This is a genomic window from Brevibacillus invocatus (assembly GCF_003710915.1).
Lineage (GTDB): Bacteria > Bacillota > Bacilli > Brevibacillales > Brevibacillaceae > Brevibacillus > Brevibacillus invocatus.
The window spans coordinates 110,648-127,050 of record NZ_RHHR01000010.1; the positions used below are offsets into that span (position 1 = coordinate 110,648).

At 47.4% G+C, this 16,403-nt stretch carries 16 protein-coding genes, 3 tRNA genes and 1 pseudogene; 4 read left to right on the plus strand and 16 right to left on the minus strand.

Annotation, left to right across the window (positions count from 1 at the left end; genetic code table 11):
• Nucleotides 1-76: 76 nt before the first annotated feature.
• Entirely contained in the window at nucleotides 77-1,189 is a 1,113-nt protein-coding gene (gene xerS, locus EDM52_RS06530; RefSeq protein WP_122908228.1) for a tyrosine recombinase XerS, read from the plus strand.
• Between the two features lie 135 nt (nucleotides 1,190-1,324).
• Here xerS and EDM52_RS06535 read toward each other — a convergent pair whose 3' ends face one another.
• The 7 genes from EDM52_RS06535 to EDM52_RS06570 form a co-directional block, all read right to left on the minus strand.
• Nucleotides 1,325-2,218 (minus strand): manganese catalase family protein, encoded by an 894-nt coding sequence (locus tag EDM52_RS06535; protein WP_122908229.1) that lies wholly within the window; start codon nucleotides 2,216-2,218, stop codon nucleotides 1,325-1,327.
• Between the two features lie 67 nt (nucleotides 2,219-2,285).
• A complete protein-coding gene (locus tag EDM52_RS06540; protein ID WP_122908541.1) occupies nucleotides 2,286-2,531 on the minus strand; it encodes a YuzF family protein in 246 nt (81 codons plus the stop codon).
• Between the two features lie 152 nt (nucleotides 2,532-2,683).
• On the minus strand, nucleotides 2,684-4,267 hold the full coding sequence (locus EDM52_RS06545; protein WP_122908230.1) for an acetate--CoA ligase: 1,584 nt from the start codon (nucleotides 4,265-4,267) through the stop codon (nucleotides 2,684-2,686).
• Between the two features lie 230 nt (nucleotides 4,268-4,497).
• A complete protein-coding gene (locus EDM52_RS06550) occupies nucleotides 4,498-5,400 on the minus strand; it encodes a C40 family peptidase (protein ID WP_122908231.1) in 903 nt (300 codons plus the stop codon).
• 523 nt (nucleotides 5,401-5,923) lie between these two features.
• Complete coding sequence (locus EDM52_RS06560) at nucleotides 5,924-6,538, minus strand: VanW family protein (RefSeq protein WP_057134080.1); 615 nt, start codon at nucleotides 6,536-6,538, stop codon at nucleotides 5,924-5,926.
• Between the two features lie 258 nt (nucleotides 6,539-6,796).
• On the minus strand, nucleotides 6,797-7,423 hold the full coding sequence (locus tag EDM52_RS06565) for a fumarylacetoacetate hydrolase family protein (RefSeq protein ID WP_122908233.1): 627 nt from the start codon (nucleotides 7,421-7,423) through the stop codon (nucleotides 6,797-6,799).
• Nucleotides 7,424-7,502: 79 nt separating this feature from the next.
• The gene (locus EDM52_RS06570; RefSeq protein WP_122908234.1) at nucleotides 7,503-8,039 is read right to left on the minus strand and encodes a hypothetical protein; all 537 of its coding nucleotides are present in this window, start codon (nucleotides 8,037-8,039) and stop codon (nucleotides 7,503-7,505) included.
• A gap of 104 nt (nucleotides 8,040-8,143) precedes the next feature.
• On the opposite strand from EDM52_RS06570, the gene EDM52_RS25100 reads away from it, so the two are divergent.
• Nucleotides 8,144-8,329: a Rieske 2Fe-2S domain-containing protein gene (locus EDM52_RS25100; protein ID WP_245996635.1), complete on the plus strand. Its 186-nt coding sequence runs from the start codon at nucleotides 8,144-8,146 to the stop codon at nucleotides 8,327-8,329.
• Nucleotides 8,284-8,601 (plus strand): hypothetical protein, encoded by a 318-nt coding sequence (locus EDM52_RS06575; protein WP_245996641.1) that lies wholly within the window; start codon nucleotides 8,284-8,286, stop codon nucleotides 8,599-8,601. Before EDM52_RS25100 ends, EDM52_RS06575 begins: the two co-directional genes overlap by 46 nt.
• Nucleotides 8,602-8,670: 69 nt before the next feature.
• Here EDM52_RS06575 and EDM52_RS06580 read toward each other — a convergent pair whose 3' ends face one another.
• The 5 genes and pseudogenes from EDM52_RS06580 to EDM52_RS06600 form a co-directional block, all read right to left on the minus strand.
• Entirely contained in the window at nucleotides 8,671-9,297 is a 627-nt protein-coding gene (locus tag EDM52_RS06580) for a DsbA family oxidoreductase (protein WP_122908235.1), read from the minus strand.
• Between the two features lie 100 nt (nucleotides 9,298-9,397).
• Nucleotides 9,398-10,180 (minus strand): annotated as a pseudogene (locus EDM52_RS06585) (NAD(P)/FAD-dependent oxidoreductase); the annotation flags it as partial.
• Between the two features lie 291 nt (nucleotides 10,181-10,471).
• Nucleotides 10,472-10,558 (minus strand) — tRNA-Leu (locus EDM52_RS06590).
• A 5-nt stretch (nucleotides 10,559-10,563) separates the two neighbouring features.
• Nucleotides 10,564-10,639, minus strand: a tRNA-Thr gene (locus EDM52_RS06595).
• Between the two features lie 26 nt (nucleotides 10,640-10,665).
• Nucleotides 10,666-10,742: transfer RNA gene (locus tag EDM52_RS06600), tRNA-Asp, on the minus strand.
• Nucleotides 10,743-10,929: 187 nt separating this feature from the next.
• Here EDM52_RS06600 and EDM52_RS06605 point away from each other — a divergent pair.
• Complete coding sequence (locus EDM52_RS06605) at nucleotides 10,930-11,829, plus strand: C40 family peptidase (protein ID WP_057134077.1); 900 nt, start codon at nucleotides 10,930-10,932, stop codon at nucleotides 11,827-11,829.
• A gap of 75 nt (nucleotides 11,830-11,904) precedes the next feature.
• Here the strand turns inward: EDM52_RS06605 and EDM52_RS06610 are convergent, their stop codons facing one another.
• The 4 genes from EDM52_RS06610 to EDM52_RS06625 form a co-directional block, all read right to left on the minus strand.
• Complete coding sequence (locus EDM52_RS06610; RefSeq protein ID WP_122908542.1) at nucleotides 11,905-12,096, minus strand: hypothetical protein; 192 nt, start codon at nucleotides 12,094-12,096, stop codon at nucleotides 11,905-11,907.
• A 148-nt stretch (nucleotides 12,097-12,244) separates the two neighbouring features.
• The gene (locus tag EDM52_RS06615; RefSeq protein ID WP_122908237.1) at nucleotides 12,245-14,023 is read right to left on the minus strand and encodes a M3 family oligoendopeptidase; all 1,779 of its coding nucleotides are present in this window, start codon (nucleotides 14,021-14,023) and stop codon (nucleotides 12,245-12,247) included.
• A gap of 147 nt (nucleotides 14,024-14,170) precedes the next feature.
• On the minus strand, nucleotides 14,171-15,388 hold the full coding sequence (locus tag EDM52_RS06620; protein WP_057134081.1) for a M20 family metallopeptidase: 1,218 nt from the start codon (nucleotides 15,386-15,388) through the stop codon (nucleotides 14,171-14,173).
• 47 nt (nucleotides 15,389-15,435) lie between these two features.
• Nucleotides 15,436-16,395, minus strand: coding sequence for a P1 family peptidase (locus EDM52_RS06625; RefSeq protein ID WP_122908238.1), 960 nt, complete (start codon nucleotides 16,393-16,395; stop codon nucleotides 15,436-15,438).
• Nucleotides 16,396-16,403 lie beyond the last annotated feature (8 nt).

A 16,403-nucleotide genomic window follows, 5' to 3' on the forward strand; every position in this document is an offset into this window, starting at 1 on the left:
AACGGTATTCCCATCCGCTGTTTCGTTTGATAGAATATATGTTCGTATCGATTACCTCAAGAATGGTGGTGTATGCATGTCCATTACCAAACAACGTGATGCCCTCAAGCTATTACAATCGATCCATGAATACCCCTGGTACGTGGAAAAGTTCATTGAACATAAAAAAACGAAGAAGAATTCCCCCTCTACGTTGCTCGGTTATTTGCGCGACTTTTCCTTTTTCTTCCGTTGGATGATGACAGAGGGGCTTACCTCTGCTACGGAAATGAAGCATGTTTCGTTGTCTGAACTAAACGTATTGAAAAAGGAAACGGTGGAGAGCTACATCCTCTACTTGCAAGAATCGCACTTGTACGAACGCGCAGCTCTCCTCACGAAGCCTACGCGCAGCTCACGAAAGGAATACAGCGACCGAACAATCAGCAGAAAAATTTCCAGCCTCAAGTCATTGTTTCACTACCTCGCTGCCCTGGCGGAAGATGAGAACGGAGAATCTTATCTGACTCGCAACGTGCTCGCCAAAATCGAGCTGGAAATGACGGAATTGACACCTCTTGCTCGTGCACATGCGATTCGAGCCAAGATTTTAATTGATGATGAAATCTATCAGTTCGTCGATTATGTCTATGAAGGATATCTTGCACATTGCGACACTGTAAAAAAACAAAACTATCACCTGCAGAACCGGGAACGTGATACCGCTCTGATCGCGATGATTCTCTCTGGTGGCTTTCGCGTGTCAGAGATCGTCAGTCTAGACCTATCTGATCTCGTCATGGAGAAAAATCAGTTGAAGCTTGTACGCAAAGGGAAAAAGGAGGACGCACCTTTCTTTAGTGATTGGGGAAAAGACTATCTCGCAAGGTACTTGCTCGTTCGCGAGAAGTACAACCCGCCTGCACAAGAGGATGCTGTCTTTCTCGCCGTCTCCCCAGGAAATGCGAATGGACATCGCATCGAGGTCCGCTCCGTGCAAAAACTGGTGAAAAAGTACGCCAAGGCTTTTGGAATACCGGATCTATCCGTTCATAAATTGCGCCATAGCTTTGCCACACAATTTCTTCGGCTCAATCCAGATCCACATCAGCTGCAAGCTCAGCTTGGCCACTCCAAAATTGAAACCACGATGCAGTACGCCCATGTTTTGGAGGACGCGCTGAGCAAAGCTGTCAATCGAACTACATAAATGGAAGTGAATTGACCTAGCCCATGAAAAAAGCTGCATGACGTTGTAAAAATATCCTTTCCTATTGAATCAAAAAATACCCGGTCTGCCTCGTGCAACCGGGTATCTTTATTATTAGGTAAAACCTCTGTCTGCTTACATTCCAGCTGATTGCTGCAAGCGTTTGGCGATGAGCAAGAAATCCTCGCGTGACACCCCAGGAGCAAATTCTTCTGGGAGTTCGTCAAGGTCAGGAACAGATCCACCATCTGGCACTCCCTGGATCACCTCAGCGGTTCCTCCGTCCGGCAATGGTCCCTTCCAAATCTTCGCGATGTCCTGATAGTCCTCATAGCTAAATGTAAACAGCTTTTGATTCAACCCCATCGCAATGTAAGGATGGGTGGCATCGAACTGTTCATTATTTAAATCCGGTACGGGCAGCATCTTCGTCATATCGACGCCTGTTGCTATTTCCAAGGCTTTTGCATACGCGATGATATGAACGCCACCGCGAACCAGCAAATAGCCAATCATGGCTCTGGCAGTCGGATGATCTGTCATTTGATACACACGCATTTTGTGGGTTCGGGCACCACATTCGAGAAAGAAGTTGTGCAACAGGTCGAGCACAAGGTTACCACTGGAAAATACATAATCCCCCGTCCATGACTTCCCCATTGAGTCGCCGGGCATAGCCGTTTGTGCCGTAGCGATAAATGAATACGTGTTTCGCTTGTTCAACCCGTTGCTGAGTGGAGTCGTATCCGGATCTCCCGGATGTGTGATTCCCTTCATACATAGATTGATTGCGTTGGAAACCAATTCTACATGGCCCACTTCTTCTGCCGTAATACTGGCCACCAAATCATAAAACGGCTTCAGTTTGCTTTTCCCGCGAAAATTGAAAGATTGAAATAGATAGTTATTCAATGTAGACATCTCGCCAAAACGACCGCCCAATAGCTCTTGAACGGCGGCGGCTGCATTGGCGTCTCCATACGCCGGTTCCGGGAGCTCAATCGCCAGTCGGTTGATCCGTGTAAACATTCCATTCCCTCCCCATACGCTTCTGCCTATATAGTTCTATGTCTGGGGAGGTTTGTTTCATACCGCTTTAAGAGGGCATAATCCATACGATCTGCTGAATTCGAATAAAAAACGATGCATTGCCAGCCTCCAAGACCACGTGATCAGGCAATACATTGGTGACAACTCCTCGAATGTTCCCCTGAACAGTCTGAATCACAACCTCACGCGAGATCACACTTTGCAAGGCTTGATAGACGTAGGGATCCACGATTGTTACCATTTGTGGGGTATTGGACGCAGTCTGTGTGGTTGTATACGGTAATCCACTCATCATGACTCTTCGTGCTCCTTCCTGTAGATGCTCACATTACCTTATGCGCAGAGCCTTGGCTGGGTGAACACACAGAGACGGGAACTGGTGAATGTAAAAGAAGCCATGACACGAATGATTCGCATCAAGGCTTCTTCCTAATTCCTGCTCGTTTATGAGAGGTTCAAGTTCTCTTTCTCTTGCTGGCGCAATTCCACTCTTCTGATTTTTCCGGAATTCGTCTTAGGCAGCTCTTCAACAAACTCAATTTTTCGCGGATATTTGTAAGGTGCAGTCAAATGCTTCACATGCTCCTTCAGTTCTTCAACCAGCTCATCCGACGGAGAGTGCCCTTTTTTCAGAATGACGAAGGCTTTTACTACGCTTCCACGATCATCATCTGGACTGGCTACAGCCGCACACTCTGCGACAGATGGGTGCTTGACGAGCGCATCCTCGACTTCAAATGGGCCGATGGTATAGCCTCCGGAAATAATGATGTCGTCAGAGCGTCCTTCAAACCATATGTAGCCGTCCTCGTCCATTCTTCCCTGATCCCCGGTCACGTACCACTCTCCACGGTAGGCCTTGGCGGTTCTCTCAGGATCGTTCAAATAACCTTGAAACAATGCGATCATGTCACGATTAATCGCAATATCGCCTACTTTGCCTACAGGCAATTCCATTCCTTCTTCATCCACAATCGCGACTCTGACAACAGGAGATGGGCGACCCATTGACCCTGGTTTGGGTTCCATGCCAACAAACGTACCAACGAGCAACGTACTTTCGGTTTGCCCATAGCCATCCCGTACGGTCAAGCCAAACACGCGACGGAAGGTATCGATCACTTCCCGGTTTAAAGGCTCCCCAGCCGAGCAAGGGGAACGAAGCGCCTGCAATCGATACTGTTCCAGATCGTTTGCCTTTGCCATGATCCGATATTCAGTCGGAGTTGCACATAGAACCGATACAGGGTACTTTTCCAAAATCGACAAATAAGCTTCTGCGCTGAAACGTCCTTTGTACACAAAGGCTGTAGCCCCCATACCCAATGTAGAGACGAATGGGCTCCAAATCCATTTGGCCCAGCCTGGTCCCGCCGTTGCCCATACCAGATCGTTCTCACGCACATCCAGCCATTGAGACGCAGCGATAGATAGATGTGCAAGTGGCCAGCCGCTCACATGCATCACGCCTTTTGGCCCGCCAGTCGTCCCAGAAGTGTACGACAAGAAAGCAAGCTCGTCTGAACGCGTCTTCGCACAGGAAAATTCATCGGATTGTCCTCCGATCAATACATCCAGAGGAAGCCAGCCCTCTCTGCTATCACCCAGCGTGATAAAATGCTTCAATGTAGCCGAACTTTCACGAAGAGGCTCCACTTCTTCCAAAATTCCTTCAAAGCAAATGACCCCGCAAGCTTGTGCATGGTCGACGCGGTATTCAATATCCTTTTGACGGAGCATTTCTGAACCTGGCATGATGACTGCTCCCACTTTTAATAAAGCAAGATAGATCCCGTAGGCTTCAATCCCCCGCTTTACTAGAACAACCACTTTATCTCCCTGTCCGATGCCAATAGATTGCAATCCATTGGCGATCCGATTGGAAAAACGCCGCAATTGGTCATAACTCAGAATTTGCTCGGCTCCGCTTTCATCCAGTTCCCATACCGCACGTTTGTCAGGATGGCTACATGCGTATTCATCGACTTGCGCAGCGAAGTTGTAATATTCTGGCATGTTCAATTCCAAACGACACACCTCCATTTTTTTCAATTGTACAATAAATAATATTCGACACTATTCTGAAGAATCCTCTTATCCAGCTAGAATGATTGCTTTGATTTTGTTCTTCATAGCAACAATTGGCAGACCATCCTAGCGAAACTATATGGGCATATCTGCGTCATAATGCTATAGAAGCACGTCACAGAAAAGCAGAAAAAAGACCCCCATGCAGTATGCATGAGAGTCTCCCTTGATTAGATGACGCGCTTGATCTTCACCACTCGTTTTTCCCAGTTGGTTCCGTCGAATTTCGAATAGGTAACACCTGGGCTTCCGTAGGTGTGCAGGATTTTTCCATTACCTGCATAGATGGCCACGTGCGTGATCCGATCAGAAGCACCCTTGGCAGAAGACTTCATGAAAATCAGATCACCTTTTTTCAAATCTTTCTTGGAAACGGTTTTTCCTACGGTCGATTGCTGGCGGGAATCGCGCGGCAACGTGATTCCTGCCTCTTTAAAGACGCGTTGTGTAAAGGACGAGCAGTCGAACGTTTTGGTCGTATCCTTACTGGAACCGTATTTGTACTTTGTCCCCAGATACTTTTCTCCATATGCAATCACTTTATCGGCAATGGAACTGGTCGAAGATTCGGAGTTATTCGGTTTTTCATTAGAATTAGAATCCGCAACTCGACGGGCACCTACGAATTTTTTGTCATAATCGGAGAATTTCTTGAGAACTACCTTCCCTTCACCTTGTGAAGAGTAGACGAACTGATCATTGCCTATGTAGATTCCCATAAAGGACGGGCTGCCTTTTCCATTCGATGAAAAGAATACGAGGTCCCCATCCTTTACATTTTTTTGACTGACACTGCTACCTGTCTTGTACAGCGCAGAAATCGTACTACCGATCTTGATCCCTGCCTGTTTGTAGACGTAGGTAGCGAAATTGGCTGATCCAAAAGAACTTGGTCCGTTAGCCTGATACTTGTACGGCTTTCCTACCAGTTTTTTCGCTGTACTTGCAATGTCTACCGTGCTTACTGCTACTTGCGTATTAGCGGCCGCTTGTTCAATATGACCACCCATTAACAGGGACGTACTCAGCATGACTGCTACTGTTGATTTCATCACCCAATCTCGTTTCGTCACTTTCTTTTCCTCCTTGTCATGTTGTGGAACTCTTGTTGTGCAACCCGTAGTGGGGTACATGGACAGGTTACCGCATCAGGAAACAGGAGGATAAGACCGTAAAATTTACCAATAATGGATTTGGGAGGATGGAACTAGAGTACAATCGACCTAAAAAGTATGGCATATCAGTCTTTTAGACCAAAAGAACTATTTCGGAATAAAATGGCTATCCCCTTTCATTTTGACGATAAAAAAACCAGCTTCTGCCTGATCATGTCAGATGCTGGTTTTGCTTTTCCTCCTCAAATTCGTTATTTCTCCTCACTTTTTAGCCGGTACGTTGTTTGCCCTGCGTTCAGAAAAGCACATCATACTCGATTCGCTTTCCAGTTCTTGACCATTAGAAAACTTGGCTACGCCAAGCTTTTGGCGGAGCCTTAGTTGCACTTATACTATCTTCCGCTAATCTTTTTAGCGCTTTAGCGCACTTAAACTTTCCGATAGTACAAAAAAGACGCGCTTAGCACGTCTTTTCTTACCGTTATTTCTTTAGAATGGCAATCACGACATCAGAATCATTATACGTCTTGGCCTTGATTTTTAACGTATGAGCAAAAGGGTTGGAAAATCGAAAATCAAGCAAACCATAGGCAATCGTCGCATCCTGCCCTACGGGTACGTACCCCACTGACTTGCTGTGACTGTGACGCTCTTGAATAGGCAGCTGCGCTTCCTGAACCGCATTGAACAAAGTGGAAGACACCTGGCATATTCCGCCGCCGTAGCCCTCTGTCAACTGGCCATCCACAATGACATTCGCTTCCTTCCAACCATCTTCAGCCAGATTGGAGTTGCCTACTTCCTGATTAAAGGAAAAATATTCACCCGGCTTTAGTTTCTCACCATTGATCTTTTTAACCGCTTTTTTGATGTTATGAACACGATTCTCGGGACTTCCCTCCATAGAGGTGTAATAGAGCCCGATAACGTCTTTATCCTTTACGTCCAGTTTGTCGATCAGCTCCTGCCGATCAAAGCTTGGTACTGCTGCCGGGGGGGCTTCAAGTTCAGCAGCGCTTGCAACCGGTACGTTGAACACAGTCAGCAAGAGTCCTGCCATAGAAGTCAATATCCATTGACGAGATCGATTTAACATAGTTTCTCCCTCGTATTTCTATATTTTAGGACTATAGCTACATAACGATTCAGCATAATCCCAATACCACTGTAACAAGCGACTGAATCATACACAATCTGTAAATCTTGGACATCGATGTAACCGTTATAATCCCGTTCACGTTAAAAAAATGCACCCCTTGAATTTTCAATCGGATAAACCAAAGGTTCTCCCATTTCCATTCCAAGAGATGCATCTTAAACTACCTTTTCCCGTGTTTGTCTAGAACTTTAGTTACTAGCGAAGGCGAGCCGTAAATTCTCCCCATTTTTCTTCGCCAAAGAATAGGGCAAAGTGATCCCCATCCAGAACTGGTCCAACCCCTGCAGGTGTTCCGGTATAAATAATATCGCCAGCATCCAAACCGAAATGCTCTGTCGTAAATTGAATAATCGTCATCAAATCAAAAATCATGTCCTGAACATTGCCGATCTGAACCTGTTCTTCATTTTTCAGCATGGAAAAATGGGTTTTCTCCAAGAGCTGTTGCCCAGGAAACGGGTGAAAGGGTGTCAGAATGGCGGAATTCTTGAAGCCTTTCGCCAGAAGCCAAGGATGTCCATTTTTCTTTAGCACCGATTGTACATCACGCAGCGTCAAATCCACACCCAACGCGATTTTGTCGACCATTTGATCAAGTGTCAAACCTGGCTCGTAACCACGCGCGATGTGAATCACCAGTTCAGCCTCGTAGTGAATTTCCCCGCGATTTCCAGGCAAATCGATCTCTTGTCCATTCGTTGCCACGAGGGAATGTGTCGGTTTGTCAAAAAGCATCGGGGATGTCGGCACATCATTCCCCAGCTCGGCAGCATGCAATCGATAATTTCGTCCGACACAAAAAATGTTTTGAATTCGTTTCATGAGATCCTCTCCTTTTCTGTCTCTGTCCATGTCCGTATCATTTTTTACTATATCATGGCATGCTTGCATGCGACAGGTTTTACCATTCCTGAATGTGTCCAGAGTTCAATCTCCAGAGCTGAAGATTTCCTTGCGCTTCCACCTCGAACATGGTGTCGCAGACTGACTCCATCACTTGTTCCAAATCGGAGTTTGACGCTGCTGGATAGGTAAACGCGAAGCCGATCTCTGCTTTCTCATCATCTATATCGTAGCGGATCGCCGAAAAATGCTCGTGTTTCTCCAGCATCTCCTTGCGAGACAAAAGCGTAGCATCGAGAGGAAACAATCCGTCCCATTCTTGTTTTTTGTATGTAGAAGTCACTTCAACTTGCAGCGTGGACGATCCGTCCTTGCGTGAGAAAATGACCTGATCTTCCTGATAAAATCCGTATCCGGAGGGAAGTGCTCCAGACAAAGCAAATCCGATACCAACTGGCAAATCATCGGTTTTCAAAGCATGTACATATCTGCCAGGCAATAGATAGTGTCCCTCATTCTGGCAAACGAGCACCTCTCCCATCACAGTTACTTGCGGTTGATCATTCTCCCCTACTGTCGTTACGGTTACGTACATGATTGGCACCTCCATGTTCAACAGTATGGTCGGATTGACTTGGCTAAAAACAAGGAAACCAAAATTCCGTTTCGTTATTTGGAAGGGAGCGGAAACGATGCATCGTGTATCGCGGTGAAGATGGACGCACATATGCGATAAACGCGTATTGCTCGCATCGCGGTGCAGACTTGTCCTTGGGCACTTGCTCAGGCAATCAGGTCATGTGCCCCTATCACGGATGGCAGTTTGAGGGAAATGGCAGATGCGCACGACAGACAATGAAGCTAGAGGCATTCTCAACTATGTGACTTTTACCCCGATCCATCAAAATCGTACCATGATCTTCGGATTAGCAGGGCGAACCTTTCTGAAATCACTGCCTTTCATGGATAGCATTTTTTCCAGGTACAGCAGCAAAGTTCTAAAAGAAGATCAAGCGATTGTAGAAAGCCAGCATCCTCGTCCGATTCCTGAAGCGCTTCGCTTGGAAGCACATGTCATGGGCGACTCGCCGCAAATTCATTTGCGTCAACGCTGGTTTCGTTTTTTAACAGATGATGAACCCAAGCTGGAGGTTTGAAACAATGAAAGACCGTCCTTTTCATAAAAGACGGTCTTTTTGCTAGCATACTACCCTCTGCAATTTACATTAGCCTTCCATCTCGGTCACTTGTTTAAATGCCTTCAGGAAATTCTCTACTGGATGAGCACCAGACAGAGCCAGCTTTCCGTTTATGACAAAGAACGGTACGCCTGTGATCTGGTTTTCCCTTGCAAATGCGATGTCAGCCTGAATCTCATCCATCTTCCGTTCGTTTTCAATCGCCTCACGCACGTGTTCCACATCTAGCCCCAAATCATCTGCCAGACCGAGCAGCACTTCTACGTCTCCGATGTCTTTTCCATCCTCGAAGTAAGCTTTGAAGATCGCATCCACGACGCGTGTCGTATCTTCTTCTGGCACACTTTTAATGAATTGATGGGAGGCTAAGGTGTTGGGCATACGCTCGACCTTGTCAAAACGAAACGGGATATTGACCGCTTCACCTGCACGCGTGACTTGGGTCAGCATTTGCATAATCATGTCAGGACTGCCCTTGGAAGCCATCGCTTCGAAAAATGGCTTACCTTCCTTGGGTAATTCAGGCGACAATAAATAGGTACGGAAATGGACCTGAATCGGCTCCCCTGTCCACTGCTCGATAGCATCAAACAAATTTTTCTTGCCAATTCGGCACCAAGGACAAACAGAGTCCGAGAAAACGTCAATATTCATGAGGCAAAACTCCCTTCGCAATCTCTCTTGTCATTGTACATGAACCCTTGTCGTTGCGCATGTTCTTTCCTGGTCGAACGGCACTTTGCGACCCAGCTCCTCAAGAGAGTTGCATACTCTGCCAATCCTCCAAAATCAATGTATTGTTTAAGGCCGCTGCGACAAATGCACCCATAGACGCGGCAGCAATGGCCTGATGCATGCGCGATGCCGAATCCCCAGCACTATAAACGCCCGGTACGCTCGTTTTCCCGAAGGCATCTACTACAACCATTCCTACTTCTGAGATCTCGCAGCCGATGGCTCTCGGCAAGTCCGATCCCGTCACCAGCTCCGGTTTAAAGAAGATTCCCCTGCACGGAATGATAGTCCCGTCTTCCAGAACAACCTGACGCACAATTCCTTCCTGAGAGTCGATGTGTCTGATTGGCGACTCAAACATTGGCACTTGATGCTGCTGGAGCTCTTCGCGCTGCGTATCCGTCAGCTCATCAGCGCCGTTCGTGCAAATGGTAAAACTCTTCGTCCACCCTGCTATTAACGGAGCAAAATGCATGAGCTCTGCACCCTTTTGAATAATCACAAGCGGTTCGTCTCTTAATTCCCAGCCATCGCAATACGGACAGACGAAAGCACTTTTTCCATAAACCTCCGCCAGCCCCGGGATGTTTAGCGGCCGATCCTTCATTCCAACCGCGAAGAGAAGTTTTTTACTACCAAACGTTTTACCTTGCGCAGTCGCAATATGAAACTGTCCGTCTGTTCCCGAGATCGATACCGCCGTGTCCTCCACAAACGACACGGAAGGGTAGGCGCTGATCTCTTCCTGCGCAATCCGCCGAAATTCACCAGGGCTTATTCCGTCGCGGGTAAGAAATCTCGAGTATTGACGTATGATGAAGTCAGTTTATCAGCCAATGGGTTGAATAGAAATCTCCATAAATACAGAATTTGAGCAATCCATATTGAAATTGAAGCAATGTCCCTAAATCCGCTATACGAAATAAAACATTAGAAAACTTGGCTACGCCAAGCTTTTGGCGGAGCCTTAGTTGCACTTATACTATCTTCCGCTAATCTTTTTAGCGCTTTAGCGCACTTAAACTTTCCGATAGTATAAAAAAGCCCCTGAATTGTCAGAAAGACAACTTCAAGGGCTTGATGATTTTTAGAATGGTGCGGTCGAGAGGACTTGAACCTCCACGGTGTTGCCACCACTAGAACCTGAATCTAGCGCGTCTGCCAATTCCGCCACGACCGCAAAAATGGTGCCGGCGATAGGACTTGAACCCACAACCCCCTGATTACAAGTCAGGTGCTCTACCAATTGAGCTACACCGGCAAGATGCTTTACGTTGAGAAAAAGAATGGCGGAGCTGACGGGACTCGAACCCGCGACCTCCGGTGTGACAGACCGGCGTGAACTCCAACTTCACCACAGCTCCATGCTTTTTCGCGTTGCCAGATCGTCAATTGCGCTGGCGACTTCTGTAATATAGCATGATTCGAATTCTGAAAGCAATAGTTTTTTACAAAATATTAATCGTTCTTTTTTCTCATAGATTTACAGGAATAAATCGGATAGAATTTTAGCTAGATATGCAGAATTTAGTAGATTGGTGGAGTTGATCGATGAGACATACTTCGCGAATTATCACCTTCCTTACCCTCTTTACTTTGTTGCCATCTGCCGCACACGCTTCGTCCTATACCTATGTAGTCAATGCAGGTGACACATTAAGTAAAATTGCGAGGGAACATCAGACAACGGTCGATGAAATCATGCAACACAATCAGCTCGATTCGGATCGATTGTCTATTGGCCAAACACTGGCTTTGACCGGGACAAGCCTGCCAATTGTTGATTTGACAACAGCAAATCCGTATCAGGTAAACGAGAATCCAGAGCTTTTGGAAGAGTCCAAAAAAAGTAAAAAAGCCAGAGTCGTTGCGGATGTATTACATGTTCGCAATACGCCCTCTCTGGAAGGTGAAATCGTCGGAAAACTGTATTATGGTTCCCGAGTGGAGCTGATCGAACCTGGAGCTGAGTGGACAAAAATCCGCTACGAACAGGAAGAGTCTTACGTAGCCAGTGAGTTTCTAAAAGGAATGGAGCGCAGATCGAACGATTCCAAGGACGATGACCTTTCCGTCAAAAAACTCGATGAGCTGGAAGAAATCGTACAGCCATTACTGAAAGTACCTTACGTCCTTGGCGGCACTACGACGAATGGTTTTGACTGTAGTGGCTTTACCTCCTATGTTTTTGCACAAATGGGCGTAACGCTGCCTCGAACGTCAGATGAACAATTCCTCGGTGGAGAAGTCGTAGATTTGGAAGATGCCAAACCAGGTGACCTCCTTTTCTACGATGCATTGAACAAGGGTCGTGTTTCCCATGTAGCCATTTATCTGGGCGACGACATGATCGTACATGCCAATGGCGACGATGTTCGCTATGGAAAAATGGAATACATGAACAAGCTCTATCCGTTTTACGGAGTCAAGCGCTATCTAGACTTCGAATAAAGGCATAAGCCCACTCTCTTACGGTTCGGAAAGAGAGAGTGGGCTTTTTGTTTATCTTCGCTGGAGCGAGCAGGGCTAATGGCTTTGCTGGGATTGGCCCTGGTGTTGGTTGTTATGATTGAGCGGGATCTCCATACTTCCAAGCGCTTCCTTCATTTTGTCCAATTGCTGCTGGTAATCGCGCACAACTACTGTGAGCACACTGACTGATTCTTTAAAATCAGGTTCATTGCTCACTTTGTCAATGGCTCTATGTAAATGCATCATCTTATTTTCTGTTTCTCTGAGCCGATCTAATAATTGCAATCCGTTCACTTCGATCACCTCGCTTGTTTTTCTTACTTTCTCCTCGATTCCCTTTCGCTATGCGAAAAACGCCCGAATCGGTATCGGACGTTTTTCAACCATGCTTCCCTTATCTGGCGTCAGCCAGCGAGATAAAGGTATCGATATCTTTTTCAATAAGAGACAGCGAGTTGCGCCAGAAATCAATTGAGCGCACATCGACTTCCATGATGGCTGCCACGTCAGCCACGCTTTTCTTGCCCGTCACAGACAACAGTTCATCGTACTGCTGGACGAATGCCTCGCCCTTTTTTAAGTACTCCGCATACAAACCTTTTGCAAATAATAGACCGAATGCGTACGGGAAGTTGTAGTAGTTATAATCCGCGCTGTAGTAGTGCGGTTTGCAAACCCACATATACGGATGAAGCACAGACTGATCCAGGCCGTCCCCATAGGCATCCTTTTGAGCCTGCAGCATGATTTCATTCAATTCTTTTACGGAAAGCGAACCGTTTTCCCTACGAGCAAACAATTCAGATTCAAACAGGAATCGGCTGTAAATATCGACGATGACTTGAGCAGCGCCGGATATATCGTTTTCCAGAATGGAAAATGCCTCTTCGGAAGAAGCTTCTTTCAAAGCAGCGTTGGCAATAATGGTTTCACACAATATCGAAGCCGTCTCGGCAATTGGCATCGGATAATCGCTATTCAGAAATGCTTCATCCACCAAGCAATCGCCATGATAGCCATGCCCCAGCTCATGACCCAGCGTACTCACGTCGCTGTAGCTGCCTGTGAAGTTAGCCATGATCCGGCTTTCTTTTACGACATGCAGGTTGTCGCAAAAAGCTCCGCCACGCTTGCCTTCCCGAATTTCTGCGTCGATCCAGCGGTTGTCGAACGCTTTTGCAGCATAATCGGAAAGCTTTTGGCTAAAGCTGGAAAAATGCTTCACAATAAAGTCACGCGCCTCTTGGTAAGTAAAACGCATGTCAGCGTCGCCTACAGGAGCAAACAAATCATAGAATGGAAGTCCGCTTTGATGGCCCAGCAGCTCTGCTTTTTTGCGGAAATAACGCTGGAATGCGGGCAGGCTTTCACACATTGCTGTCAGCATGGCATCCAGCGTCTCTTGATCCATTCGCGAGTCTTTCAGCGTTTTGTCCAGGGCGGACTCATATCCTCGCAGCTTGGAAATGGTGATAACCTCACCTTTGATTCCGTTCAGGGCTGCTGCCGAGGATTCCTCGATTTTTTTGTAAGAAGCAAGCTCTGCCTCGTACGCTTGTTTCCGGACATCTGCATCTTTTTCAAACGCCATGTTGCGCACGACTGGCAGCGGCAATTGTTTTTGCTCGCCATCGATGGTGATATCCACTAATAAGGTGGACGTGAGCATTTCTTGCAGCTTGGTCCATGCATTGGAACCGGTATTTTTCATTTTAGCGAGAATGATTTCCTCTTTCTCGCTGAGCATGTACTTGCTTTCCTCCGCAATTTCTTGCAGGAAGTATCGATGCTCCTCCAAGAGGCCAGACTGGCTGATCAGCTCATCCAGATTCGAGAGTGTTCCCAGCCATTTTTGAAACAGGACTTCTGGCTCTACTTTTTCTACAGCCTGATCCTGGATGCGCTCAGAAAGCTGCAATGCTTTTTCATTCTTGGCATCCACGCTCGCCGTCAGCTCAGCATAGCTGAATAGACGGTATTCTTTCTGTAAAATTGCGGTCAACTGTGTTATGTACTGCTCCATCTTCTCAACTGCATCATCTGTATTCTGCAAATTCTCAACAGCCCATTGCTTTAGAGCCTCTATCTTGTCACATAGTTCTTCCCAATCCTGTTTACATTCAGGTGAATCGAAGGATGTATAAAGTACATCCAAATCCCAGCGCATATTCATTGCCTTTCCCCCTTCATTAATACCGTCACTTTATTGTAAAAAAATTTGGATGGATTGAGCAAGTTTTCTAGAGAAACTTTCTAGACTTTTTTTACAGAAAAAGATCCTTACCCATCATCCGAGTAAGGATTCTTGTCTTCTAGTATCTTAAACTTTGACTGGCTGAGTCAAAAAATGCATGGCTGACAGGGCGAAAAGCTGAGTCGATTCTACGAGCTGAGAGATGTCCACATATTCGTCTGCATGGTGAGGGATATGTCTGTCTCCTGCTCCAGTAGTCAGAATCGGGATACCAGCCTGATGCAAAAAAGTCCCGTCCGTGGCTCCTGGCACTCCGTTGTAGATCGGTTCTTTTCCTGTGATTTCACGATAGGAGTTGGCCACAGCCTGTACCACTTCCTCCTCCATCGCCGTCAATGTCCAAGGTCGCTCCTCGATAATCTCCAGCGTCGCTCTGAATTTCTCATCCTCTTGCCCTAATTGACGCAGGATCCCCAGCATTTCTTCGTGCAGCACGTCATGATTCTGTCCAGGTACAGTGCGAATATCCAGAGTAGTCATACACTGGTCAGGAACCACATTTATTTGTGGCTCTCCTTTTACGGGAGCTTGCAGAATGGTTGGCGTAATACTCGGCCAGCCCAGCATCGGATGTTCCCCCAGTCGCGCCATTTCTTTGCGCTCCAGCTCCTCCAGACCGACGATCGCTCTGGCCATCCTCGTATTCGGATTGATTCCAGTCAGCGGCATCGCACCATGCGCCATTTTTCCAAAGGTTCGTAAAATCGCACGCATGGCCCCTTTTTGTGTGATGCATAGCTGGTTTTCTTCCGGTTCGCAGATAATTGCCGCATCCACATTCTTCGCCCAGCCTCTCCGGATAAAATCCTTGATCCCGATCATCATCCCCTCTTCATCACAAGGAATGCACAATAGAATTTTGCCCGCAAAAGGCTGATTGGAACGCTGAATGGCTTTGACGGCGCAAATCGCAGCAGCCAGATTACCTTTTGTATCACACGCACCCCGTCCGTAAATCCGTCCACCGAACATTTCAGCGCCAAACGGGTCGTAGCTCCAGGCATCCCGATCTCCCTCTGTGACGACATCGGTGTGGGCTTCAAAGAGGAGGGTCTTGCCTGGTTTGCCGGAATCGTAGATCGCAATCACGTTGGGACGCCCGGGTACCACTTCCTCGTAATACACCTGCAATCCCATGTTTCGAAGATAGTCAGCTACAAACAAGGCAACGCGCTCCTCGTTTCCTCCCGGCTGCTCCGGGCGATATACACTCGGGATACGCACGAGCTCCTGGGTTAGCCGGACCACCTCTTGCTCGTCGACAAAAGAAATGACCTGCTTCACACTCATCCTCTCCTCTCGCCACACTGTTTGCAATGCTTGATCCAGGATTAGCGCTTCAGATCCCGATGTGCTGGCAGACCTCCGGCTTGCGTAGCGTGCTTGACTGCCGAAATGACTGCTTCAGCCAAAACGTCTGCTGAAAGGGCTCCAACCAAATCTACCGGTGCAGGCAAATCACCAGTCGCCAGAGCAAAAACTGTATCACCATCGTGCATCGTGTGGATGGGACGGATCGTTCTTGCGAGACCGTCGTGCGCCATCTGGGCCACTTTTTTCACCTCTGCTTTGCTCAATCTGGCATTGCTCGCTACGACCGCAATCGTCGTATTGGTGCCAGGCGGGATCAAAGAGACGGTATGCTCCTTCATCAGTTCTACACTGTCGAGGATTTGGTCTTGTTCATCGCGCGGACCGGCGAGGATTTCACTCGTACTCGGATCGATGACATGCCCCACAGCATTGACAGCAACGATTGCTCCTACGACCAGACCATTTTCCAAGCGCAAAGAAGCGGAGCCAAGACCACCTTTCATGGCACGTTCAAAGCCGTTCAGCTTGCCAACGGTGGCTCCTGTACCCGCTCCTACATTTCCTTGCTGCACTGCATTCCGATTAGCCTGACAGCAAGCCTCATACCCCATGCTTCGATCCGGGCGAATACGCGGATCACCTACGGATAAATCAAATAGCACAGCAGCAGGTACAATCGGAACAATTCCAAACCCGACATCCAGTCCTCTGTTTTTTTCCTCCAACCACTGCATCACGCCTGATGCCGCATCCAGACCGTAAGCGCTCCCACCTGACAAGCAGATGCCATGAACCACACTGACGAGATTTAACGGGTCCAATAGGTCTGTTTCGCGTGTGCCCGGGGCAGAACCCCGGACATCTACGCCGCATACGGAAGGTTGATCCACTAGAATGACACTGCAACCCGTCAATGCCTCCTGCTCCTGTGCGTGGCCGACCATTACGCCAGGCACATCCACAATCGTTCCCGTCATGTTGACAC